We start from the raw sequence: 23,907 nt of genomic DNA on the forward strand, positions 1-23,907 counted from the left end.
TGTGATCAGCCGATGCGGATCGTCCGGGCCACGCTGGGCACCCCGTTGGCGTCCATCGCGAACAGCATGTACGTCCCCGGCAGCGCCACCCCCGGATCGGCCGGGATCGTCACGTTGTACCCGTTCGGCCCCTCGGTGGCCGTGAGCGAGATGCGCCGCTGATCCGTGTTGACGCTGTGCGTCGCCGATCCGTACCGCACCAGCGCGAACTTCGACACCGGCCGGTCCGTCGCCACCAGGATGCCGGCGCCGTGGGGCGCACTCGTCGGCGCGCCCGTGATCGTCGGCCGCGGCCGCGGCGAACCGTCGGCGTTCAGCAGGTACGGCGGCGTGAAGATCTCCCCGTCCCAGTGGTTGTTGGCGCACCCGGGCCCGCACAGCCCGCCGCCGCCGGTGAACACCCGCGCGTCCGGCAGCAGCACCGCGACGCTGTGGTACGTGCGCGGCGCCGACGACGGGGCGAGCGGCGTGAACGTCTCCGTGGCCGGGTCCCAGATCTCGGCGTCGTAGACGGCCGTGTTGTCGGAGAACGGCACCGGCCAGGTCTGCCCACCGAAGACGGCGACCTTGCCGTCCGGCAGCACGACGCTGTTGGCGAACGACCGCGCGTTGGCCATCGGCGCCACCTCGCGCACGTTCACCGCGCCGCCGCCGCTCGCGATGGTCAGCACGTGCGCCCGGGCCGACGCCGCGCTCTCCTGGTACGCCGGCGAGCCGCCGAGCGTCAGGATCTTGCCGGTGTCGTACATGACGGCGTTGCCGTTCATCGCGTCGTTGTCGGTGCCGCGCTGACCGGCCGGCCACGTGCTGCCGGTGCCGGTGGTGCCGTACCAGTTCATCGCCTTGCTCGGGCCGGCCTGCAGCACGGTGCCGTTGGACCAGCCGAAGAGCCACGCGTGGTTGTCCGAGCGGTACACGCCCTGCGGGTCGGCCGTCAGCATCGGCCCGACGGCCGCTCCGGGCAGGTCCGTCCAGCCGGTGCTCGGCGACCAGACCTCGCCGTTCTTGCCGCCGATCGGGCCGCTCCACGAACCGCCGATGTTGAACACGCGCCCGTCCGACAGCGTGGTCGTGGACTGGTAGCCGCGCTCCTTCACCATCAGCGGGCCGGTGGTCCAGGCGTTGCTGGCCGGGTCGTAGATGGTGGTCTTGCGCGTGTCGTCGCCACCGGTGATGACCACCCGGCCGTCCGGGATGATCGAGATGCCGGGGCAGAACATGTCGTGCCCGGTCTGGTTGACGATCTGCGGCGTCACGACGCGGGTGTTCGGGTCGACGATCGCCGTGTAGGTCTTGCCCAGGCTCGGGAACGTGTCCGGCGTGCCGGAGGACCAGGCGAGCACCTTGCCGTTGGGCAGCGGCACGACGGCCACCGGGATCACCGGCAGCCCGATGGGCGCACCCCACGCACCCGTCTTCGACGGGTCGGCCGGCGCCAGCGGCGCGATGAGGCCCACCTCGGCCGCGGAGGACCACTGGCCGCGGTTGCCCGCCTCGGTCAGCGCGGTCAGCCGCACGTAGCGGGCCGTGGTGTTCGGGAAGACGACGCTCTTCTGCCCGGCGGTGTCGGTGAACGTGCCGGTGGCCACCTGGGTCCACGTGGCGTTGTCGCCGCTGACGTCGATCCGGTACTGGCCGATGCGCCCGTTGGGCGAGCCGGTGCCGGGCCGGGTGAGCAGCGTCAGGCCGCCCATCGCCGTGTTGCCCTTGGTGTCCAGCGTGAAGGAGTGCGGCAGCGCCGGCGTCGCGCTGACGAACTGGGTGTGCCAGTAGGTCGCCGCGCTGCTGTCGAGCATCCGCCACGCCTCGTTGAAGTCGACGGGTTCCTCGCTGTCCGCGGTGACGGTCCAGCCGTCGCGGGACAGGGCCGAGGCCGCGCGCCCGTGCAGGTTCAGCTCGGCGGCACTGGACCACGGTCCGCGGTTGGCGGCCTCACCGGTGGCCACCAGCCGCACGTAGCGGGCCAGCTGCTGGTCGAACGTCACGGTCTGGGCCAGCGGGCTGTCCGGGAAGGCGCCGTTCGCGACGACTGTCCACACCGCACCGTCCACACTGGACTCGATGCGGTACGCGCCGATGCGCCCGTTCGCCGAACCGGGATCGGCGGTGGTAGGCCGGGGCAGGTAGCTGAGTCCGGAGATCAGGTACGTGCCGTGCGTGTCGATGGTGATCTGGTGCGGCAGCCCGTCCGTGCCGTTGACGAACTTGCTGTGCCAGTACGTCGCCGTGTTGCCGTCGAGCGCCTTGGACGCGGGGTTGTCGGCGCCGGGCGCGGTCTCCTGGCTGTCCGCGCTCGCCGTCCAGCCCTGCCGGTGGAGCAGCGGGTCGGTGCCGTCGAGCACGTTGAACTCCGCGACCGAACTCCACTGGCCGCGGTCGGCCGCCTCGGTCAGCGCGGTCAGCCGCACGTAGCGCGCGGTCGTCGTCGCGAACGTGACCGTCTTGAGCGTCGGGTCGTCGACGAACGTGCCGCTGGCCACCAGCGTGAAGTTGGCCCCGTCGGTGCTGACCAGCACCTTGTACTGCCCGATGCGCCCGTTGACCGAACCGGCGTCGGCGGTCTTCGGCCGGGGCAGCACGGTCACGCCGGAGATGCGCTTGGCGGCCTTCATGTCGAGCGTGAACTCGTGCGGCAGCGGCGGCGTCCCGTTGACGAACTGGGTGTGCCAGAACGTGTTGGCGTCGCCGTCGAGCATCTTCGACGCCTGGTTGTTGGTCGTCGGCTCCTGACTGTCCGCGCTCACCGTCCAGCCGCCGCGCGGCAGCGGCGCCGCCTGCTTGACGGCCGCCGGCACGAGCTGCGGCGTGTGACGATCGTGATCGTCCGGTTTTCCGGTCTGCCCAAGATCCGCTGTACCACTTGCGAAAGCCGCGATTCCCAGGACGGCGCACAGCCCCGTCACCATCGCTCCCGCGATCGGGCCCGGCCAGCCCTTCGCGCGCTTCTTCTGCTCCGGCAGCGCAGGTGTCCCGACCTGCTGCAGCGCGGGAGTTTCCGCCATGCCCGCCCCCCGCGGATCGACCCTGTTGTTAACCCTGCGGCGGCAGAGTAGCAACGCGGCTCGATGGGCAGATCCCCTTGTCCGGCCGTTGACAGTGCCTCGGCGGGTGTTGACAGCATGTGAAAATTTCAATGCCTCCGCAATGTCAACCAAGCGGGCTCATGAAGCGTCTAGGGCAGAGCGATCTTGGTGGCGGTGCGCAGTCCGGAACGTCACGCGCCGTGTAGATTTCGGCCTTCCGAGCGCCGGCGCGCCACCGCGGGACGCGATCGTGTGTCGTTACTCTCATCCGCCGTTTACGGCCGCCGCACTAAGGGAATCCGGCACGCCATGGCTGAACCCCACGTGACCGTCGCCGACCTCGACACCGTTCCGGAGAACCTCCGCGAACCGCTCACCGAGCAGCTCGACTCCGCCCTCCGGCGCGCCGTGCGGGTGGTCGACGGCGACACCCGCGGCGAACCCGTCGACGACGTCGCCGACCGGCTGCTCGACGAGACGAAGTCGGCCCTGCACCCCGACATCGCCGACGGATTCAGCCCGGACAAGGAAGACCTGCGGCGTGTGGCCGAGGAAATAGTGGCCCGGGAGGCCGCCGCGTAGGGTCGACGGGGTGACTGAACGCGCGATCACGTTCGAGAACATCTTCAATTTCCGCGACCTCGGCGGCTACAAGGGACTCGACGGGCGCACCGTCCGGTCCGGTCTGCTGTACCGCGCCGACGAACTGTGCCGGCTGAGCGGCGACGACCTCGCCACCTTCGCCGACCTCGGCATCCGCACCGTCATCGACCTGCGCCGCCCGGATGAGATCGCCAGCCGCGGGCGGGTCTTCGAGGGGCCGCACCGCTACCAGCACGCGCACCTGGTGCACCCGGACTGGCCGGACTTCGAGGGCGACACGCAGGCCCGGATCGACTTCCTCCGCGCGCGCTACGTGGAGATGTGCGAGCACGGCGGCGAGGCGATCGGCGCGTCCCTGCGCACCGTCGCCGACCCGGAGGCGCTGCCGCTGGTCTTCCACTGCCAGGCCGGAAAGGACCGCACCGGGCTGGTGGCGGCGTTCACGCTGTATCTGCTGGGCGTCTCCGAGGACGACATCGCCGACGACTACGCGCTCAGCGAGTTGGCCGAGGAGCCGACGTTCGAGTACCACGCCGCGCGCGGCGCGACCTTCGGCGACCGCCGCTGGGAACGGTTCACCGTGGCGCCCCGCGAGGTGATCCCGGCGCTGTTCGCCGCACTGCGGGAGCGCCACGGTTCGATCGAGGGCTATCTGGCCTCGATCGGCGTCAGCGACGCGCACGTCGCCGTGCTGCGCCGCGAGCTGCTGACCGGCAGGTCCGGCTAGCGGGTCAGTGGGACTCGCGTGCCACCTGATCGCCGCTGGAGCCCAGCAGGAAGTCGCAGTCCGCGCCGGTGTCCGCGCCGAGGACGGTCCGGACATACAGCTGTTCCCAGCCGCGACGCGGTTTCGCCACGGCCTCGGTCATCGCGACGGACGGTTCACGCGCGTCCAGTTCCTCCTGGGGAACGTCCACGTCGATGCGCCGCGCGGCGACGTCGAGCACGATCGGGTCGCCGGTGCGCACCTTGCCCAGCGGCCCTCCGTCGGCGGCCTCCGGGGCGACGTGCAGCACCACCGTCCCGTACGCGGTGCCGCTCATCCGCCCGTCGCACACGCGCACCATGTCGCGCACCCCGGCGCGCAGCAGCTTCTGCGGCAGCGGCATGTTGGAGACCTCCGGCATGCCGGGGTAGCCCTTCGGGCCGCAGCCGCGCAGCACCAGCACCGAGTCGGCGTCCACGTCGAGCTCCGGGTCGTCGATGCGGGCGTGGAAGTCCTCCACCGAGTCGAAGACGACGGCCTTGCCGCGATGGCGCAGCAGGTGCGGGGAGGCCGCCGCCGGCTTGATGATCGCGCCGGCCGGCGCCAGGTTGCCCCGCAGCACCGCGATCCCGGCGTCGTCCAGCAGCGGCTCGGCGCGGGTGCGGATCACTTCCCGGTCCCAGATCCGCGCCTCGCCGAGATGCTCGACCAGGGGGCGCCCGGTCACCGTGATCGCCGTCTTGTCCAGCAGGTCCTCCACCTCCCGCAGAACGGCGTGCAGCCCGCCCGCCCGGTACATGTCCTCCATCAGGAAGCGCCCCGCCGGTTGCAGGTCGACGAGGAGCGGCACACCCGAGCCGATCCGGTCGAAGTCGTCGAGCGTCAGCGGCACGCCCAGCCGGCCGGCGATCGCCAGCAGGTGCACGACCGCGTTCGTCGAACCGCCGATCGCGGCCAGCGCGACAATGGCGTTCCGGAAAGATCCCGCGGTGAGCACGCTCGACGGACGGCGGTCCGCCGCGATCAGCTCGACCGCGAGTCGGCCGGTGTCGTGGGCCTGGCGCAGCAGGCGGCTGTCCGGCGCCGGCAGCCCGGCCGTCCCGGGGAACGTCATCCCCAGCGCCTCGGTGACCAGCCCCATGGTGGAGGCGGTCCCCATGGTGTTGCAGTGCCCCCGGCTGCGGATCATCGACGACTCGGAGTCCAGGAACTGCTCCGCCGACAGCGTGCCCGCGCGCACCTCCTCGGAGAGCTTCCACACGTCGGTCCCACAGCCCAGCGGCACCCCCCGGAACGTCCCGGTGAGCATCGGCCCGCCCGGCACCACGACGGCCGGCAGGTCCACCGAGGCGGCCGCCATGAGCAGGGCCGGGATGGTCTTGTCGCAGCCGCCGAGGAGCACCACGCCGTCGATCGGGTTGGCGCGCAGCATCTCCTCGATGGCCATCGCGGCCATGTTGCGCCAGAGCATCGCCGTCGGCCGGACCTGTGTCTCACCCAATGAGACGACCGGCAGGTTGAGCGGAACGCCACCCGCCTCCCACACGCCCTGCTTGACGGCCGTCGCCACCTCGTCCAGGTGGGCGTTGCACGGCGTCAGGTCGGAGGCGGTGTTGGCGATGGCCACCTGTGGGCGCCCCTCGAACGCCGAATTGGGCGCGCCGCGGCGCATCCAGGCCCGGTGGAGGTAGGCATGGCGATCGGATCCGGCGTACCACTGGGCGCTGCGCAACGTGGTCATGTGAAATGTTCTACATCACGATCAGGGGAGAACACGATGCAACTGATGCGACTCGGCCGGCCCGGAGCCGAACGACCCGTCGTCCGGCTCGACGAAAACCGGTACGCCGACGTCTCGGGTGTGGTGCGCGACTTCGACGGCGCCTTCTTCGACGACGGCGGCCTCGACTCGCTGCCGGACATCGTGACCGCCGCCCCGGTGCACGAGTTCGGGGACGAACGGGTCGGGCCGCCGATCGCCCGGCCGCACCAGATCCTCTGCATCGGGCTGAACTACTCCGACCACGCCGCCGAGACGGGGGCGGCGGTGCCGGCCGAGCCGATCCTGTTCACCAAGTCGCCGAACACGCTGGTCGGGCCGCGCGACGGCATCCGGCAGCCGCGCGGCTCCACGAAGCTCGACTGGGAGGTGGAACTCGGCATCGTCATCGGTAAGCGCGCGAGCTACCTCGACGACCACGCCGCCGCCCGGGACGCCATCGCCGGCTGGGTGCTGGTCAACGACGTGAGCGAGCGGGAGTTCCAGATCGAGCGCTCGGGGCAGTGGTCGAAGGGCAAGTCGGCGGAGACGTTCAACCCGGCGGGGCCGGTGCTCGTGACGGCCGACGAGCTCTCCGACGTCTCCGCGCTCGACATGTGGCTCGACGTCAACGGCGAACGCCGCCAGACCGGCACGACGGCCACGATGGTCTTCGACCCGTACGAGATCGTGCGGTACCTCAGCCAGTTCATGGTGCTGGAGCCGGGGGACCTGATCAACACGGGGACCCCGCCCGGCGTGGGCATGGGCATGAAGCCGCCGGTCTACCTCAAGCCGGGCGACGTGGTCACGCTCGGGATCGCCGGGCTGGGCGAGCAGCGGTCGGAAGTCCTGCCGCCCCGATGAGAGCCTTCGTCGTCACGGGCCCGGGACGGGCGGAGGTGCGCGACATCGCGCCGCCCGTTCCGGGGCCGGGCGAGGTGGTGGTGGACGTCGAGCGGTGCGGCGTCTGCGGCACCGACGTGGAGTTCTTCACCGGCGAGATGGCGTACCTGCACAGCGGCGAGGCGGCCTATCCGATCCGGCTGGGCCACGAGTGGGCGGGCCGGGTCGCGTCGGTGGGGGACGGCGTCGACCCGTCCTGGATCGGCCGCCGGGTCACCGGTGACACGATGCTCGGCTGCGGCAGGTGCCGCCGGTGCGTCTCCGGCCGGCAGCACCTGTGCGCGGACCGCCACGAGATCGGCATCCGCAACGGCTGGCCGGGCGCCCTCGCCGAGCAGCTGCCGGTGCCGGTGGGCGCGTTGGTGCCGCTGGGCGACCCGGACCCCACGCGCGGCGCGGCGGGCGAGCTGGATCCCACGCGCGGCGCGCTGGTGGAGCCGGGCGGTAACGCGCTGCGGGCCGTGCGCGGCGCGGCCCTCTCCCCGGGGCAGCGGCTGCTCGTCCTGGGCCCCGGCACCATCGGCCTGCTCGTGGGCCTCATCGCCGCGTCCCAGCGGATCGAGGTGCACCTGCTCGGGAAGGCGGCGCCCACGGTGAATTTCGCCCGCGACGTCGGCTTCACGCACGTCTGGGACCGGCCGCCGGAGGGGACCTTCGACGCGGTCGTGGACGCCACCAACGACCGGGCGATGCCCGGGTTCGCGCTCGACGCGGTGGAGCCGGGCGGCCGGGTCGTCTACATAGGACTGTCCGGGGAGCCGAGCCTGGTGGACTCGCGGCGGCTGGTGTTGACGGACGTGACGGCCGTCGGGGTCCTCAGCGCCTCCGGCGCCCTGGCCGACACGGCGGCCCGTTACGCCGACGGCGGCGTCGATCCGGCCCCGTTGGTGGCGGCGACCGTGGGCCTCGACGAGGTGGCGGACGTGCTCGCCGGGCAGCGCCGGCCGGAGTGGGGCGCGGCGCCGAAGGTGCACGTCAATCCGCGCGGCTGACGGCGTCGAGCAGCCGGTCGACGTCCACTGTGGAGTTGTAGAGGTGCGGCGAGGCGCGCAGGCTCCCGGCCCGCAACGCCACGTCGATCCCCTCGGCGGCGAGCCGTTCGTGCAGGGCCTTGTTGCGGCCGGGGTCCGGGTGCGAGAAGTACAGCAGGGTCGAGTCCGTCGGGGAGACCCGCATCCCCTTGGCGCGCAGGCCTTCGGTGAGGCGTTCGACAAGGGCGGCGTCGTGGGCGCGGATCCGGTCGACGCCGAGGTCGAGCACGTGCTCCACGGACCGGGTCCACGGCACGTAGTTGTGGAAGTTGGCGGTGCCGAAGATGTCGAGGTCGTGGCGGTCGCCGGGGGTCAGTTCCGGTTCGAGGTCGTCGCGGGCCAGGTCGCGCTGGGACAGGTAGGCGAGCCAATAGGCCTTCGGGGGAACGAGCACCGCGCGCAGGGCCGGGGACAGCCACGCGAAGCCGGTGCCGTAGGGGCCGCACAGCCACTTGAAGCCCACGCTGACCAGGGCGTCGACCGGTGCGCGGGACACGTCGAGCGGCCGGGCGCCGACGGCCTGGGAGCCGTTGACGACGAAGTGCACGCCGCGTTCCCGGCACACGGCGCCGAGGGCGTCGAGGTCGGCGACCTTGCCGGAGAACGAGTGCACCCAGGTGACGCAGAAGAGTCTCGTGCGCGGCGTGACGGCGGCGGCCAGTTCGTCGGCGGTCACCATCCGGTCCGCGGGCCGCACCCGCCGGGTCGTCACGCCGCGCCGCTCGAGCGTGAGCCACGGGAAGATGTCGGACGGGAAGTCGCCGGCCATCACGAGCACCTCGTCGCCGGGCGCCCACGGGTAGGCGTTCGCGATGAGGTGCAGCCCGTAGGAGGCGCTGTTGGCGAGCACGATCTGCCCGGGTGGCGCCCCGACGAGGCGGCCCAGGGCGGTGCGCAGCCGGCGTGGGACCTCCTCGAAGCGTTCGGTGGTCAGCTCGTGCGGCGCCGTCTTCCAGCGGATCGCCTCGTGCGCCGCCTCGGCGGCCGGCAGCGGCAGCGCCCCCTGGTGGGCGGTGTTGAGCCAGCTGCGGCCGGCGAAGTCGCCGAACGCGTCGGACAGGCGCGCGATCACCGCCCGAGCCTATCCACCGACCGGTTGATGCCGGCGCTCCACCGCACGATCCGCTCGACGGGCGATCCGCCGCGGCGGGCGGGGCGCCACGCTGGACGCCATGCCGAGTGCTATCACCGTGAACGGGCTGCGCAAGACGTACGGCTCGCACGTGGCCGTGGACGGGTTGTCGTTCGCCGTCGAGGAGGGCGAGATCTTCGGCATCCTCGGCCCGAACGGCGCCGGCAAGACCACCACCGTGGAGTGCGTCGCCGGCCTGCGGGTGCCGGACGGCGGCACGATCGACGTGCTGGGCCTCGACCCGCGCACCGATCGCAAGGAACTGCGCCACGTGCTCGGCATGCAGCTGCAGGAGAGCGCGCTGCCCGAACGCATCACGGTCGCCGAGGCGCTGCGCCTCTACGCGGCGTTCTACCGAAATCCGGCCGACTGGCGGCAACTCCTCACGGACCTCGACCTCGACGCGAAGCGGAACACCCGCTTCGGCAAGCTCTCCGGCGGCCAGCGGCAGCGGGTGTCCATCGCGCTCGCGCTCGTCGGCAACCCGCGCGTGGCCGTCCTGGACGAACTGACCACCGGCCTCGACCCGCAGGCCCGGCGCGACACGTGGGACCTGGTGGAGACGTTCCGCGACCGGGGCGTGACGGTCGTGCTCGTCACGCATTTCATGGCCGAGGCCGAACGCCTCTGCGACCGCGTCGCCCTCATCGACGCCGGCCGGATCGTCGCCACCGGCACCCCGGCCGCGCTGGTGTCCACTGTGGACGCCGAGCAGCGGATGCGCTTCCGCCCCACCACCCCGCTGCCGGACGGGCTGCTGGACGGGCTGCCGGAGGTGACGAACGTGGCGCACCACGGCGGTCAGGTCGTCGTGACGGGCACCGGCAATCTCGTGCACGAGGTGACGGCGGTCCTGGCGCGGCACCGCATCATCGCCGCCGAGCTGCGGGTGGAACAGGCCAGCCTGGACGACGCGTTCGTGGCGCTGACGAGGCGGAACCGGTGACCCGCCGACTCGTCGCCGTCGAGCTGAAGCTGTTCCTGCGCGAGCCGAACGGCTACCTGTGGAGCGTGCTCACCCCGATCGTGATCCTGGTCGCCATGGGCTCGGTGCCGGTGTTCCGCAGGGCCGATCCGGGCCTCGGGGGACTGCGCGTCATCGACCTGTACGTGCCGATCCTGATCGCGATGGGGATCGCCGCGATGGCGCTGTGGGGCACGCCGCTCTTCCTCGCGCAGTACCGCGAACGGGGTGTGCTGCGGCGGCTGTCGACCACACCGATCGGGCCGGCGCGGGTGCTCGTCGCGCAACTGGTGGTGCAGTTGGGGGCGCTGGTCGTGACGATCGCGGCGCTGGTGGCCGTGGCGGCGGTCGGCTTCGACGTGGCGCCGCCGCGGCGGCCGCTCGGGTTCGCGGTGGCGGCGTTGCTCGCGGCGGGTGCGATGTTCGGCGTCGGGCTGCTGGTGGCGGCGGTCGTGCCGAGCAGCAAGGCGGCGAGCGGGATCGGCGCGCTGCTCTTCTTCCCGTTCATGTTCTTCGCCGGGGTGTGGGCGCCGCGCGAGGTGATGGACGACGGGCTGCGCCGGCTCGGGGACCTGACGCCGCTGGGCGTGGCGGTGCAGGCGTTGCGGGACACCACCGACGGGGACTGGCCGTCCGGGCAGGGCGTGCTGGTGCTGCTGGCGTACACGGGCGTCACCGTCGCGCTGGGCATCAGGCTGTTCCGCTGGTAGATCTGGGTGCCATGACGGACCCGCGGCGCCTGCACCGGCGGATCCTGGAGCCGCTGCCCTACGTCCTGCTCGGCGTGGGTGCCGCCCTCGCCCTCCTCACCGCCGGACAGACTCCGGGGGAACGTCTCACGACCGCCGCGCTCGTCGCCGGGACGGCCGGGTGGATCTTCGGCATGTACACGCGGGCCCCACGCGACCGGGTCCTCTGGATGGCCGGCTACGTGACCGTCCAATTGGGACTGATGGCCGTGCTCGTGATGCGGCAGCCCATCTTCTTCGTCTTCGCGATCCTCGGCTTCGTGCAGGCCTACGAACTCCTGCCGCCGATACCCGGGTTCGTCAGTATCTTCGCGCACTCCGCGGTGATGAACCTGCTGCCGTTCGGCTTTCCGGACACGGTCGAGTGGCTGGTGTTCGCGCTGACGATCGTGGTGCTGCAGACGGCGGTCATCGGCTGGTTCGGCTACCTGAGCCGCCGCTTCGACGTGCAGGGCGAGGAACGCCGGCAGACCGTCGCGCGCCTCGAGGCGGCCCTCGCCGAGAACGCCGGCCTGCACGCGCAACTGCTCGCCCAGGCCCGGGAGGCCGGCGTCACCGACGAACGCCAACGCATGGCGCGGGAGATCCACGACACCCTCGCCCAGGGACTCACCGGCATCATCACGCACATGCAGGCGGCCGAACGCACCACCGACGAGAAGCGCCGGCGGCACCACACCGGGCAGGTGATCGCGCTGGCGCGGGAGAGCCTCGCGGCGGCGCGCCGTTCCGTGGCCGCGCTCGGCCCGCCCGAACTAGACGACGCGCGGCTGCCGGAGGCGCTCGGGGCCCTCGCCGCGCGCTGGTCCGCGGGGTGCGGGGTCCCCGCGCGGGCGCGAACCACCGGCGACCCGCGCACGCTGCCGACGGAGGTCGAGATCACCCTGTTCCGGGTGGCGCAGGAGGCCCTGGCGAACGTCGCCCGCCACGCCGCCGCCACCCGCACGGCCGTCACACTGTCCTACATGGACGATGCGGTGATGCTCGACGTGCGCGACGACGGGGTCGGCTTCGACCCGCACGCGGTCGACGCGTCGAGCTTCGGCCTGCGCACCGTGCGCCAACGCCTGGAACGGGTCGCCGGCACGCTGGTCGTGGAGAGCGCGCCCGGCGAGGGCACCGCCCTGAACGCCACGGTGCCGGCCCCGTGATCCGGCTGCTGATCGTCGACGACCATCCCATCGTGCGGGACGGGCTGCGGGGCGCGTTCGCCGGGGCGGACGGGTTCGACGTCGTGGGGGAGGCGGCACACGGCGGCGAGGCCGTCGAACGCGCGCTCGCCCTGCGGCCCGACGTGGTGCTGATGGACCTGCGGATGCCCGGCGTCGACGGCGTGTCGGCGATCCGCACGCTCTCCACCGAGGCGCCCGACGTGCGGGTGCTGGTGCTGACGACGTTCGACACGGACGCGGACGTGCTGCCGGCGATCGAGGCCGGCGCGACGGGCTACCTGCTCAAGGACGCCCCGGTCGAGGAGCTCCTGCGCGCCGTGCGGGCCGCCGCGCGCGGCGAGTCGGTGCTGGCGCCGGCCGTCCTCGGGCGGCTCATGGGCCGGGTGCGCAAGCCGACCGCGGGGCCGCTCAGCAAGCGGGAACTGGAGGTGCTGCGCCTCGTCGCCGACGGTTCCTCCAACCGGGAGGCCGCGGCGGCGCTGTTCATCAGCGAGGCGAGCATCAAGACGCACCTGCTGCACATCTACGACAAGCTCGGTGTGCGCGACCGGGCGGGCGCCGTCGCGGAGGCGTTCCGCCGGGGGCTGGTTACCTAGGCAAACACTTAGAACTGGCCGGTACGGCCGCGCGCGGCGGCGGGCCGGACACCCACGCTCGGTACGGTCCCGCCGATGACTACGGCCGGTGAATTCAGCATGCGCGCGGTCCATACCGCGAACGCCGCACCGCTGCACCGGTTCCTGCTGCGCCTCGTGGACGGCCGGCAGGAGGCCGCCGAGGACCTGTTCCAGGAGACGATGCTGCGCGCCTGGCGCAACCTGGACGAGCTGCCGCCGGACGGGGACGCGCAGCGGCGGTGGCTGTTCCGGGTGGCCCGCAATCTGGCCATCGACGCGCTGCGGGCCCGCCAGGCCCGGCCGCCGGAGGTCGGCGACCTGGACCCGGGGCGGGTGCCGGTGGCCGCGGACGTGCTCGAGTGCGTGCTGGACCGGCAGCTGCTCGACGACGCGCTGCGGCGGCTGAGCCCGGAGCACCGCACCGTCCTGGTGCGCCTCTACTACGAGGACGCGTCGGTGGCCGACGTCGCGGCGAGCACCGGTGTGCCCGAGGGGACCGTCCGGTCCCGTTCGTACTACGCCCTGCGGACCGTGCGCGAGTTCCTGGAACGGGCCGGCGGGCGACCCTGAGACGGCTCGGGGAGAACGGCTCCGGTGCCGATCCGGGGTTTGCCTGGAGGCGTCCGACACCCCCGACGGCGCAGACTTTTCCCAACGGAACATCCGCATCCCGAAGGGAAAAGAGCAGACCATGAAACCCATCCACGACGAATTCCGTCGCCTCGGACTCACCCGTCCCGCCGAGGGCGGGGTGCTCGGCGGCGTCTTCGCCGGACTCGGCCGGCGCGTCGGTCTCGACCCCTGGCCGGCCCGCATCGCCGGCACCGCGCTGCTGTGGGTGCTCCCGGGCTCGCAGGTCCTGCTCTACCCCGCGCTGTGGGTGCTGATGCCCTCCGACGCGCCCGAGCACGCGCCCACGACCCCGGTCGAGGACCCCGCCGTCAAGGCCGCCTAGTCCGGGCCTCCGCCCGATCTGCTGGCTAGTCCGGGCCTCCGTCCGGGAGGTGGACCTCGATCCGCAGCCCGCCGGTGTCCGGCGCGGACGCCGAGACGGTCCCACCGTGGGCCCGCACGATCGAGCGCACGATCGCGAGCCCCAGCCCGGCGCCGCCGCTGTGGTCGATCCGGTCCCCGCCCAGCCGCTTGAACGGCTCGAACAGCTCGTCGACCGCGTCCGGCGGCACCGGCTCGCCGGTGTTGACCACGACCAGCGCCGGCGCGCGGCCCACGGCCACGTGCACCTCGCCGCCCTTGTAGTTGTACTTGATGGCGTTCTGCACCAGGTTGGTGAGGAGGCGTTCGAGGAGGACGTCCTCGCCCTGCACCACGCGGGGCCGCAGGCTGGCGGTCAGCTCGATCTGTGCGTCCTCGGCGCGGCCGCGGTGCGTGGACATCACGCGGGCGGCGATCTCGTCGAGGCGCACCGGCAGCCGCACGGCCAGCCCCTGGTCGGCCTCGCTGAGCACCAGCAGGCCCTCGACGAGGCGTTCGTTGCGCTCGTTGGTGCGCAGCAGCTGAGAGGTCAGCAGGGCGCGCTGCTCCTCGGTGAGATGTTCGGTCATGCCGACCTCGACGAGGGTGCGCTGCACGGCGAGCGGCGTGCGCAGTTCGTGGGAGGCGTTCGCGGCGAACCGGCGCTGCCCCTCGTAGCCGGCCTGCAGGCGGTCCAGCATCTCGTCGACCGCCCGGCACAGCTCGGCGAACTCGTCGTCGTCGCCACCGAGGATCTGCAGGCGGTGGCCCAGGTTCTGCGGGCCGAGCTGGTCGACCATCGGCACCAGGTCGTGCACGGGGCGCAACGCCCACGCCACCAGCCACGGCAGCACCGCGAACATCAGCACCGCGCCGCCGAGCAGTGCGGCGAGGAACGGGACGACCCAGAACCCCTCATCCTGCACCCGCTCGCAGAGCGGCCCCACGACGGAGGCGTCCCGCGGGCAGATCCCGTCGAGCAGGCGAACCGTCGTCGGCGTCTGCGGGATGCTGTAGGCGAACATCCGCAGCAGGTAACCGAGCCCGAGCGTGATCATGCAGACGGCCAGCATCCGCCGGCGCGGTGTCCCGAGGTTCATGATGCGCCTAACCGGTAACCGGCACGGGGCACCGTGTGGATCAGCGGCGGGTCGCCGAGCTTACGGCGCAGCGTCATCACCGTGGTACGCACGACGTGGCTGAACGGGTCGGTGTGCTCGTCCCACGCCTTCTCCAGCAGGTCCTCGGCGCTGACCACCTGCCCGGCGGCGCGCAGCAGCACGTGCAGCACCGCGAACTCCTTCGGCGTCAGCACCAGCACCTGCCCGTCCCGGGTGGCCGTGTGCCGGCCCACGTCGAGCACGAGGCCGTCGTGTTCGAGCACCGGGGGCAGCGCCGGGGCCGAGCGCCGGCCCAACGCCTGGATCCGGGCGACCAGTTCGGCGAAGGCGAACGGCTTCGTCAGGTAGTCGTCGGCGCCCAGGCCCAGCCCTTCGACGCGGTCCCTGATCCCGCCGGCCGCGGTCAGCATCAGCACCCGCGTCGCGCCGCCCTGGGCGAGCAGCCACCGGCACACCTCGTCGCCGGTGCGCCCCGGCATGTCCCGGTCGAGCACGGCCACGTCGTACCGGTTGACGCTGAGGCGTTCCAGCGCGGCGTCGCCGTCGTAGCAGACGTCCACGGCCATCGCCTGGCGCCGCAGCCCCTGCGCGATCGTGTCGGCCATGAGCCGTTCGTCCTCGGCCACCAGCACCCGCATTGCACATCCCTCCCGGGGTGAGCTTGCCATCCCGGTGATAAGGATTCCGTCAGGAGAACGCTGACCGTGGCCGCACGGACGGATCTGTTGACTGCCGCACCATGGAAGATCCACTGGTCGAGCTGAAGGACGTCGTCCGGGAGTATCCGGGCGGTGTACGGGCAGTCGCCGGCATCTCGTTGACCGTCGGTCGCGGCGAGGCCGTGGCGGTGGTGGGGCGCTCCGGGTCGGGGAAGTCGTCGCTGCTGAACCTCGTGGGCACGCTCGACCGGCCGACCTCCGGCACCGTGCGGATCGACGGTCACGACGTGGGGACGCTGCGCGACCGCGCGCTCTCCGCGCTGCGCGCCCGGACGATCGGGTTCGTCTTTCAGCAGTTCCACCTGACGCCGGGGGTGGTCGTCGCCGACGCGGTCGCGGACGGTCTCCTCTACTCCGGCGTTTCCTCGCGGGAACGGCACAAGCGCGCGGCCGCCGCGCTGGAGCGGGTCGGGCTGGGCCACCGGACGCACCACCGGCCGCACGAACTGTCCGGCGGCGAACAGCAGCGGGTCGCGATCGCCCGCGCGGTCGTCGGTGACCCGCCGCTGCTGCTCGCCGACGAGCCCACCGGCAATCTCGACTCCGCGTCCGGCGCCGCCGTCATGGAACTTCTCACAGGGCTCAACGGCGCCGGCACGACCGTCGTCCTGATTACTCATGATCGCGACGTCGCCGCCGCCCTGCCCCGCCGCGTGGAGATCGCCGACGGGATCGTCGTGTCGGACGGAGCGGTCGCCGATGACTGAGCGTCGCGTTCTCACCGGCATCACCGTGCTCGCCGGCATCGTCTTCTTCGTGGCCGTGCGGCTGCGGCTGCCGGCCCTGCCGATGGGCGACGAGCCGCACTATCTGGCGCTGGCGCAGGCGCTGGTGAAGTACCACTCGTTCGACCCGACGCCGGTGTATCTGCACAGGGACTACTGGGAGTACTACGCCACCGAGATCGATCCGCACGTGGGCGTGGTCGACGGCCGGGCGGTGCCGTTCCACAACGTGGGACTGCCGCTGCTGATCGCGCTGCCGTTCGCCGTGGCGGGGCGGGCCGGCGCGCACCTGGTGACGTGGCTGTGTGCCGTGGCGACGGTGTGGCACATGTTCCGGCTGCTGCGGGACCTGCGGATGCCGGTGTGGACGGCGGGCGTCGTGACGGTCGCGATGACGTTCGGGACGACGGTGTACGTGTACGCGTCGATGCTGTTCGTCGAGCCGGTCGGCACGCTCGTCGTGCTCTACGCCGTGCGGGTGGCGCTCAAGGGGTGGGACGCCGGGCCGTGGCGGTTCGCGCTCGCGTCGGCCGGCGTGGGGTACCTGCCCTGGGTGCACGGCCGCTACGCGATCTTCCCGGTGACGTTCGCCGTGCTGTTCTCGTGGCGCATCTGGACGGCTGTCGGGCGGCGGCGGGCCCCGTACCTGTGGGCGCTGGTGCCGATGACGGCGCTGGTGGGCGCGCAGGAGACGTTCAATATGATCATGTACCGGTCGCTGAGCCCGGCGCCCGGCAACACGGGTGCGCTCGACGACGGCCTGTTTCGTCTCTCTCCGGACCGGGGGCTGCTCTTCCTCGCCTTCGACGGCCGCTTCGGCATGCTGTCGAACTTCCCCGTCGTCGTGCTCGCCGTCGCCGGCATCCTGCTCTGCCTGAACCGCGCGCACCGCGACACCAACGCGATCCTGCTCGCCACGACCGTGCCCTACACGATCCTGATCTCGACGTTCCCGAGCTGGCACGCCGGTTTCAGCCCGCCCGGGCGGCTACTGTCCACTGTGGTCCCACCGCTGGCCTACTACGTCGCCGTGGTGCTGCGGCGCCTGCCCGGCACGCTCTACGCGATCGAGGCGGCAGTCGCGTACGCCTTCACGATGTCCGCCCTGTCCGACGTGCATCCGCTGGAGCGCTTCCGGTGGAACTCGCACGGCGGAAACGCGCCCCTGCAACGGATGGCGGACCTGCTCGGCACCTCGTTGCCGCAGTTCGTGCCGATGGCGCGGGCCGACAACCGGATCGACCCGCCGGGCGAGGTGCGCTTCACCGCCTGGCTGGTGGCGACGGCGGCGGTCGTCGCGTTCGTCTGGTGGCGCGGCCGCATCCGCGCCGGGCGGAAAGGTGACGGGCGCCCGATGGAACAGGATGTAACGCCGAATGGGAGTGGACCTGTGGGGACGACCGCTGCGGACGGAGCTGGGCGGCGACGTGACCGCGCTGGCGTTCGCTCCTGACGGTGCGACGCTGGCCGTCGCGGACACCACGCACGACGTGCAGCTGTGGGACGTCGCCGCGGGACGGCGCGCGGGACGGCCGCTGACCGGGCTCGACGCCGGCGTGGGGCGGCTGGCGTGGAGCGGCGACGGGCGGCTGCTGGCGGCATCCGTCTGGTGGGACGGCGAGATCGAGGTGTGGGACGTGGCGGCCGGCGTCAGCACCGGTCGGCGGCCGGCGGCGCCGCTGCGCGAACGGTGGCCGGCCGGCGGGGAGCTGATGTGCCCGGTCGAGGCGATGGCGTTCGACGCGGGCGGTGCGCTGCGGGTGGCGCTGCAGCCGACCCCGGACTACGGCACGCTCGAGGACGAGGACGACCCGTTCACCCGCCCGCCCGAGGACGAACTGTGGCTCGGCGACTGGTACGGCGGCGACGCGTTCGAGGTGCTGCGCCCGGCCGGGGAGGTGGCGGCGTTCGGCACCGGCGGCCGGCTGCTCGCGGCGCGCGATCCGGAGGGCGGCATGCGCCTGTGGGACACCGCCGCGCGGCAGACCCTCGCGCGCTGGGCCGACGAACCGCTGCGCAACCTGACGGCGGTGGCGCTCGCCCCGGACGGGCGGGTGGCGGCGTGCCGTTCCTCGGGCGGCGGCGTGCTGCTGTGGGAGCCGCTGCGCTTCGAGACCCCCGGGCCGGCGCACGCGGCGGCGTTCAGCCCCGACGGCGCGCTGCTCGCGCTGGGCTGTCCGGGCGGCGTGGTCGGCCTGCTCGACACCGCCACCGGGCGGGCCGTCGGTGCGCCGCTGGCCGTGCCGACGCGGGGCGCGCCGTGCGTGGCGTTCAGCCCCGACGGGCGGTTCCTCGCCGCCGGCGGCAGCGCCGTGGTGCCGCTGTACCCGGACGAACCGCCGGCCGGCGGGGACGCCGTGGTGCTGTGGACGCTCCCGCCGGCCGGCGACCGGTAGGTGTTTTTCCAGGGGCGGTTCGGCCGCGGGACGACCCCGTTCCCGGGACACTGTCTGTTGTGGACCGACGACAGCGTGCCGAGCGCGCCGAACACATCGCCGCCGACCTGAGCGCCCGTGGCGTTCGACAGGTCGCGCTCACCTGGGTCGACAACGCCGGCATCACCAGGGTGAAGGCGGTGCCGGTCAAACGGCTGTCGCACGCCGCCGCCTGGGGCGTGGGCATGTCTCCCGTCTTCGACGCGTTCCTGGTCGACGACTCCGTCGCGGGCGGTACGCGCGCCGGCGGTCCCGTCGGCGACCTGCGGCTGATGCCCGACCTCGACCGGCTCAGCGTGCTGGCCGCCCAGCCGGGGTGGGCGTGGGCGCCGGTGTACCGGCTCACCCAGGAGGGCGCGGTGTACCCGGGCTGCCAGCGGGCCGTCGCGCACGCGGCCCTCGCCGACGCCGCCCGGCACGGGCTCGAGTTCCGGATGGCGTTCGAGGTCGAGTGGTTCCTCGGCACCGCAGACGGGTTCCCGGTCGGGGAGGGGCCGGCCTACGGGATGTCCCGCGTCGTCGAACTCTCCGCCTACCTGGACGACCTGCACGCGGCGCTCGACGCGCAGGACGTTCCGGTCGACCAGTTCCATCCGGAGTATTCGCCCGGACAGCTCGAACTGTCGGTGGGCGCGACCGACCCGGTGAGCGCCGCCGACCGCGCCGTCCTGGTGCGCCAGACGATCCGCGCCGTGTCCAAGGCGCACGGCTACCGGGTGTCGTTCGCGCCGGTGGTGGTCGCCGGGCAGGTCGGCAACGGGCAGCACCTGCACTTCTCGGTGCGGGCCGGCGGGCGGGCGCTGTTCAGCGGCGGGGAGGGGCCGCACGGGCTCACCGCCGACGGCGAATCGGTGCTCGCGGGCGTGCTGCGGCGGCTGCCGGCGTTCACCGCCGTCGGGGCCCCGAACGTCGCGAGCTACCTCCGGCTGCAGCCGCAGCGGTGGGCCGCGCCGTGGCAGTGCTGGGGCCGGGAGAACCGGGAAGCGGCGCTGCGCCTCGTCACCGGTTCCACCGGGGAAGGAGAGGTGGCCGCGAACGCCGAACTCAAGTGCGTGGACGGCGCCGCGAATCCCTATCTGGTGGTCGCCGCCGTGACCGCGATCGCCGCGGCCTCCCACGGGCGCGGCGAGACCCTGCCGCCCGAGGTGACCGTCGACCCCGCGACGCTGCCCGAGGGCCGGCGCCCGCAACGCCTCCCGCAGAGCCTGCCCGAGGCGGTGGCCGCGCTGCGCGCCGACGACGTCCTGCCCACCCTCTTCGGCCCCGAACTGCTCGACGCGTACTGCGCGGTGCGTACCGCCGAGGCCGCCGCGCTCGCCGGCCTGAAGCCGCAGGGCATCGTGGAGGCGACCCGATGGCGGCACTGATCGACGCGCACTGCCACCGGGTCCTCGCCGGCGACCTCGACCGGGCGGCGTTCGAACGCGCCTGCACCGAGGCCGACCTGCCCGCGCCGGCGGGAGTGTCCTATGTGGACGGCCAGCTCGGCCTGGCGGTGCGGCGCTGGTGCTCCCCGGCGCTGGGCCTGCCCGCGCACGCCCCGGTCAAGGAGTACCTGGAACGCCGCGCCGCGTACGGCTGGCGCGCCGCCACCGGCACGCTCATGCACGCGGCCGGCCTGACCGAACTCCTCGTCGACACCGGCCTGGATCGCGCGGACCTCGTCGACGACCGCACGTTCGCCCAGCTCTGCGGCGCGCGCGTGCGCGAGGTCGTCCGGCTGGAACGGGTGGCCGAGCTGATGGACTGCGGCGCCGGCGACTTCGCGTCCACCCTCGCGGAAACGCTGCACGCCCGCACCCGCGGCGCGGCGGCCGTGAAGTCGATCATCGCCTACCGGCACGGCCTGCACATCCCGCCCGAGCGCCCGTCGGCCGCCGAGGTGACCCGCGCCGCGGGGGAGTGGCTGCGCGGCGGCCGGGGTCGGCTGACCGATCCGGTGCTGCTGCGGCACATCCTCTGGTCGGGTGTGGACCTCGGGCTGCCGCTGCAACTGCACACCGGGTTCGGCGACCGGGTCCTGGCGCTGCGGCACGCCGATCCCGCGCTGCTGCAGCCGTTCCTCGCGGCGCTGGACCCGAACGGCCCGCCGATCGTGCTGCTGCACTGCTACCCGTACCACCGGCAGGCGGGCTGGCTGGCGCAGGTGTTCCCGCGGGTGCACGTCGACCTGGGGCTGACGATCGGCCACCTCGGTGTGCGCGGCGACGCGGTCCTGGGCGAGTTCCTCGAACTGGCACCCTTCGGCAAGGTGCTCTTCTCCACGGACGCGTACCTGCTGCCGGAGCTGTACCTGGTCGGGGTCAAGCAGTTCCGGCACGGGCTGCGCAAGCTGCTCGACGGGTGGCGGGCGGACGACGCGCTGTCCGCGGCCGACGCGGCCCGTCTGGAGGAGCGGCTCACGTCCGGCAACGCGCGCCGGGTGTACGGCTGACGATCGGGGGTAGGTGGCCGCCATGGGCGAGCGGACGGTCTCCGATCTTGTGGTGGAGCGGTTGCGGGAGTGGGGGGTCGACCGCGTCTTCGGGTATTCCGGGGACGGGATCGACGGGGTGATCGGCGCGCTGCGGCGCGCGGGGGAGCCGGCGTTCGTGCAGGCGCGGCACGAGGAGACGGCGGCGTTCATGGCCGTCGGGCACGCCAAGTACACCGGCGGCGTCGGCGTGTGCCTGTCCACCCAGGGGCCCGGCGCGGTGCACCTGCTCAACGGCCTCTACGACGCGAAGCTCGACTCCAAGCCGGTCGTCGCCATCGTCGGCCAGCAGATGCAGTCCGTGCTCGGCAGCGCCTACCAACAGGAGATCGACCTGGTGCGGCTGTTCGGCGACGTGTGCGCGCAGTTCGTCCAGGCGGCGCACGATCCGGCGCAGGTGCCGATGCTGCTGGACCGGGCGTTCCGGGCGGCGCTCGCGACCCGCAGTCCGACCTGTGTGATCCTGCCGCACGACGTGCAGACCGCGCCCGCGCCCGATCCGGGCGCGCACGAGCACGGCGTCGTGGCGACCGCACCCGGGCTCCGGGCCGCCGTCGTGGTCCCGCACACCGACGACGTGCGGTCCGCCGCCGAGCTTCTCTCCTCGGGGGAACGGGTTGCCGTGCTCGTGGGTCAGGGCGGATACGGCGCCGCCGACGAGATCGTCGAGCTGGCCGAACGCCTCGGCGCCGGCGTCGCCGCGTCCCTGCTCGGCAAGCCGGTGCTGGACGAGCGGCTGCCGTTCCACTGCGGAGTGATGGGCCACCTCGGGACGACCGCGTCGGCCGAACTGATGCGCGCCTGCGACACCCTGCTCATCGTCGGCAGCAACGACCCGTGGACGGAGTTCTACCCGGCGCCGGGGCAGGCCCGCGCGGTACAGATCGACATCGACGGACGGCGGCTCGGCATCCGTTACCCCGTCGAGGTGCCGCTGCTCGGCGACGCCGCCACGACGCTGCGGGCGTTGCTGGCGGCGGTGAAGCCCCGCGAGAACGCGCAGTGGCGGGAGAAGGTGACCGGCTGGGTCCGCCGCTGGCACGAGATCGCCGCGGCGCGCGCCACCGCGCCGGCCGAGCCGCTCAACCCCCAGGGCGTCATCCGCGCCCTGAACGACCGCCTGCCCGCCGACGCCCAGGTCTCCGTCGACGTCGGCTCGGTGACCTACTGGTACGCCCGGCACCTGCGGCTCCCGCCCGGCGTGCCGGCGCACCTGTCGAGCACGCTCGCGTCGATGGGTTCGGCGGTGCCGTACGGGCTGGCGGCCAAGCTCGCCCGTCCCGACCGGCCGGTGGTGGCCCTCGCCGGCGACGGTGCGATGCAGATGAACGGCCTCGCCGAACTCATCACGGTCGCCGCGCGCTGGCGGGACTGGGCCGACCCCCGCTTCGTGCTGTGCGTGCTCAACAACCGCGACCTGGCCGAGGTGAGCTGGGAACAGCGCGAGACGGAGGGCGAACCGCGCTTCGCCGCCTCGCAGGACCTGCCCGATGTGCGCTACGCCGAGTGGGCGGCGCTGCTGGGCCTGCGCGGCGCGCGGGTCTCCACAGTGGACGAACTGGAGTGGGCCTGGGACGAGGCGTTCGCGGCGGACCGCCCGATGGTGATCGACGCCTGGGTGGATCCGGCGATCCCGCTGCTGCCCCCGTTGCAGCCGGACGAGAAGATCGCCCCGATGCTCGACGCCCTGCGGTCGGAGCCCGGCCCGCTGGCCGAACGCGCCCTGGCCCACCTCCGCCGCGAACGCGCCGACGAAGGCTTCTGACCCGCGCGGGCTCGGGCGCGACCGCTTCCCGGTCAGGGCACGAGGGCGTGCTTCCCGCCACCCGGATGGCGCCCGCTGAGGAGGTTGAGCACGTCCCCGGCAGCCGACAGGGGATGCGTTCCGGCGATCGGCACCACCAGCGAGCCGGCCGCGGCGAGGGCGATGATGTCGGCTCGCGCCGCACGCTCCCGGGCCGCCGGCCAGGTGCCGATCGAAAACTCCATGTCCTCGTCGAACGCGCGCGGGTACGCCGCGCACGTCATGACCCGCCGCCGGTTTCGCACCAGCGCGAACGAGACGTCCAACGCCTCGTCCGTGCCCGCGCAGTCCAGGGCGACCTGGACTCCGTCCGGCGCCAGTTCCCGCACGCGGGCCTCGAGCCCGTCGCCGTACTCCACCGGCTCGCCACCGAACCGCCGCACCACCTCGACGTTGTCCGCGCCGCAGGTGCCGATGACCCGCGCGCCCAGCATCCGGGCCTGTTGCAGGATGCTGACCCCGATGCCGCCCGACGCGGCGTGCAGGAGCACCGTGTCACCGGCGGCGACCTCCGTGACGCGGAGCATCTTCGCCGCCGACGTTCCGCACAGCAGGAGGTTCGCGGCCTCCGGGAAGTCGATGGTGTCCGGTTTCCGGTAGACGTCATCGGCCCGGATCGTGACCCGTTCGGCGAATCCGCCGACGGTCCGGAAGGCCAGCACGGGATCGCCGACGGCGCCCCCGCCCGAGGCGATGGCGGTGTCGGGGCCGATCGCCGAGATCACTCCGGCGACCTCGTATCCGAGCGGATGCGCCGGGAACAGGGGCGCGTTCGCGAGCGGGCCGAGGCAGGCCAGGAAGTCGGCCTGGTTGACGCCGGCGGCGCGTACGTCGACGGTGACCTCACCCGGCCCGGGAGCCGGTACCTCCACCTCGACGGCTTCTACGGCGACCGGCGCTCCCGGCTTCGTGGCGACGATTGCCACGCTCATGCGCGTTCCTCGATTCCTGGTCGGCGGCCCCGGCTCGGGCACCGGACCAGGCTAGAAAAACGGC

At 72.9% G+C, this 23,907-nt stretch carries 22 protein-coding genes; 16 read left to right on the forward strand and 6 right to left on the reverse strand.

The window, feature by feature from the left end; translation table 11 throughout:
* Positions 1 to 5: 5 nt before the first annotated feature.
* Complete coding sequence (locus tag Val02_RS06160; protein ID WP_239152458.1) at positions 6 to 3,002, reverse strand: galactose oxidase family protein; 2,997 nt, start codon at positions 3,000 to 3,002, stop codon at positions 6 to 8.
* Positions 3,003 to 3,332: 330 nt separating this feature from the next.
* Between Val02_RS06160 and Val02_RS06165 the strand changes: the two genes are divergently transcribed.
* Positions 3,333 to 3,605, forward strand: a complete 273-nt coding sequence (locus Val02_RS06165; RefSeq protein WP_203897899.1) for a hypothetical protein — start codon at positions 3,333 to 3,335, stop codon at positions 3,603 to 3,605.
* Positions 3,606 to 3,615: 10 nt separating this feature from the next.
* On the forward strand, positions 3,616 to 4,353 hold the full coding sequence (locus Val02_RS06170; RefSeq protein ID WP_203897900.1) for a tyrosine-protein phosphatase: 738 nt from the start codon (positions 3,616 to 3,618) through the stop codon (positions 4,351 to 4,353).
* A 4-nt stretch (positions 4,354 to 4,357) separates the two neighbouring features.
* On the opposite strand, the gene Val02_RS06175 is transcribed toward Val02_RS06170, so the two are convergent.
* On the reverse strand, positions 4,358 to 6,073 hold the full coding sequence (locus Val02_RS06175) for an IlvD/Edd family dehydratase (RefSeq protein WP_203897901.1): 1,716 nt from the start codon (positions 6,071 to 6,073) through the stop codon (positions 4,358 to 4,360).
* 36 nt (positions 6,074 to 6,109) lie between these two features.
* On the opposite strand from Val02_RS06175, the gene Val02_RS06180 reads away from it, so the two are divergent.
* On the forward strand, positions 6,110 to 6,958 hold the full coding sequence (locus Val02_RS06180; protein ID WP_203897902.1) for a fumarylacetoacetate hydrolase family protein: 849 nt from the start codon (positions 6,110 to 6,112) through the stop codon (positions 6,956 to 6,958).
* Positions 6,955 to 7,989: a zinc-dependent alcohol dehydrogenase gene (locus Val02_RS06185; RefSeq protein WP_203897903.1), complete on the forward strand. Its 1,035-nt coding sequence runs from the start codon at positions 6,955 to 6,957 to the stop codon at positions 7,987 to 7,989. Before Val02_RS06180 ends, Val02_RS06185 begins: the two co-directional genes overlap by 4 nt.
* On the opposite strand, the gene Val02_RS06190 is transcribed toward Val02_RS06185, so the two are convergent.
* Positions 7,973 to 9,100, reverse strand: a complete 1,128-nt coding sequence (locus tag Val02_RS06190) for an aminotransferase class V-fold PLP-dependent enzyme (protein WP_203897904.1) — start codon at positions 9,098 to 9,100, stop codon at positions 7,973 to 7,975. The two genes, Val02_RS06185 and Val02_RS06190, sit on opposite strands and share 17 nt — an antisense overlap.
* Before the next feature lie 100 nt (positions 9,101 to 9,200).
* On the opposite strand from Val02_RS06190, the gene Val02_RS06195 reads away from it, so the two are divergent.
* The 6 genes from Val02_RS06195 to Val02_RS06220 all read left to right on the forward strand — a co-directional run bounded on the left by Val02_RS06195 (position 9,201) and on the right by Val02_RS06220 (position 13,617).
* On the forward strand, positions 9,201 to 10,106 hold the full coding sequence (locus Val02_RS06195) for an ABC transporter ATP-binding protein (RefSeq protein WP_203897905.1): 906 nt from the start codon (positions 9,201 to 9,203) through the stop codon (positions 10,104 to 10,106).
* Positions 10,103 to 10,834 (forward strand): ABC transporter permease, encoded by a 732-nt coding sequence (locus Val02_RS06200; RefSeq protein ID WP_203897906.1) that lies wholly within the window; start codon positions 10,103 to 10,105, stop codon positions 10,832 to 10,834. Before Val02_RS06195 ends, Val02_RS06200 begins: the two co-directional genes overlap by 4 nt.
* 11 nt (positions 10,835 to 10,845) lie before the next feature.
* Positions 10,846 to 12,024: a sensor histidine kinase gene (locus Val02_RS06205; protein ID WP_203897907.1), complete on the forward strand. Its 1,179-nt coding sequence runs from the start codon at positions 10,846 to 10,848 to the stop codon at positions 12,022 to 12,024.
* A complete protein-coding gene (locus tag Val02_RS06210) occupies positions 12,021 to 12,641 on the forward strand; it encodes a response regulator (RefSeq protein WP_203897908.1) in 621 nt (206 codons plus the stop codon). Before Val02_RS06205 ends, Val02_RS06210 begins: the two co-directional genes overlap by 4 nt.
* Positions 12,642 to 12,716: 75 nt before the next feature.
* On the forward strand, positions 12,717 to 13,232 hold the full coding sequence (locus tag Val02_RS06215) for a sigma-70 family RNA polymerase sigma factor (protein ID WP_203897909.1): 516 nt from the start codon (positions 12,717 to 12,719) through the stop codon (positions 13,230 to 13,232).
* Positions 13,233 to 13,353: 121 nt separating this feature from the next.
* A complete protein-coding gene (locus tag Val02_RS06220) occupies positions 13,354 to 13,617 on the forward strand; it encodes a PspC domain-containing protein (protein ID WP_203897910.1) in 264 nt (87 codons plus the stop codon).
* 25 nt (positions 13,618 to 13,642) lie between these two features.
* Here the strand turns inward: Val02_RS06220 and Val02_RS06225 are convergent, their stop codons facing one another.
* Together Val02_RS06225 and Val02_RS06230 are read right to left on the reverse strand one after the other, a co-directional pair.
* Positions 13,643 to 14,734, reverse strand: coding sequence for a sensor histidine kinase (locus Val02_RS06225; RefSeq protein WP_203897911.1), 1,092 nt, complete (start codon positions 14,732 to 14,734; stop codon positions 13,643 to 13,645).
* A complete protein-coding gene (locus Val02_RS06230) occupies positions 14,731 to 15,393 on the reverse strand; it encodes a response regulator transcription factor (RefSeq protein WP_203897912.1) in 663 nt (220 codons plus the stop codon). The genes Val02_RS06225 and Val02_RS06230 overlap by 4 nt, the downstream gene beginning before the upstream one ends.
* A 101-nt stretch (positions 15,394 to 15,494) precedes the next feature.
* On the opposite strand from Val02_RS06230, the gene Val02_RS06235 reads away from it, so the two are divergent.
* The 6 genes from Val02_RS06235 to Val02_RS06260 are packed head-to-tail and all read left to right on the forward strand — an operon-like array spanning position 15,495 to position 22,872.
* A complete protein-coding gene (locus Val02_RS06235) occupies positions 15,495 to 16,181 on the forward strand; it encodes an ABC transporter ATP-binding protein (RefSeq protein WP_239152460.1) in 687 nt (228 codons plus the stop codon).
* Positions 16,174 to 17,652 (forward strand): hypothetical protein, encoded by a 1,479-nt coding sequence (locus Val02_RS06240; RefSeq protein ID WP_203897913.1) that lies wholly within the window; start codon positions 16,174 to 16,176, stop codon positions 17,650 to 17,652. Before Val02_RS06235 ends, Val02_RS06240 begins: the two co-directional genes overlap by 8 nt.
* Positions 17,576 to 18,595 (forward strand): WD40 repeat domain-containing protein, encoded by a 1,020-nt coding sequence (locus tag Val02_RS06245; RefSeq protein WP_203897914.1) that lies wholly within the window; start codon positions 17,576 to 17,578, stop codon positions 18,593 to 18,595. Before Val02_RS06240 ends, Val02_RS06245 begins: the two co-directional genes overlap by 77 nt.
* A gap of 59 nt (positions 18,596 to 18,654) precedes the next feature.
* Complete coding sequence (locus Val02_RS06250; protein ID WP_239152462.1) at positions 18,655 to 20,001, forward strand: type I glutamate--ammonia ligase; 1,347 nt, start codon at positions 18,655 to 18,657, stop codon at positions 19,999 to 20,001.
* Complete coding sequence (locus Val02_RS06255; protein ID WP_239152464.1) at positions 19,989 to 21,068, forward strand: amidohydrolase family protein; 1,080 nt, start codon at positions 19,989 to 19,991, stop codon at positions 21,066 to 21,068. The genes Val02_RS06250 and Val02_RS06255 overlap by 13 nt, the downstream gene beginning before the upstream one ends.
* A gap of 22 nt (positions 21,069 to 21,090) precedes the next feature.
* Positions 21,091 to 22,872, forward strand: coding sequence for a thiamine pyrophosphate-requiring protein (locus Val02_RS06260; RefSeq protein ID WP_203897915.1), 1,782 nt, complete (start codon positions 21,091 to 21,093; stop codon positions 22,870 to 22,872).
* 32 nt (positions 22,873 to 22,904) lie between these two features.
* On the opposite strand, the gene Val02_RS06265 is transcribed toward Val02_RS06260, so the two are convergent.
* Positions 22,905 to 23,843: a quinone oxidoreductase family protein gene (locus tag Val02_RS06265; protein WP_203897916.1), complete on the reverse strand. Its 939-nt coding sequence runs from the start codon at positions 23,841 to 23,843 to the stop codon at positions 22,905 to 22,907.
* Between the last annotated feature and the right edge of the window lie 64 nt (positions 23,844 to 23,907).

The sequence above is a fragment of the Virgisporangium aliadipatigenens genome (assembly GCF_016863615.1).
GTDB lineage: Bacteria > Actinomycetota > Actinomycetes > Mycobacteriales > Micromonosporaceae > Virgisporangium > Virgisporangium aliadipatigenens.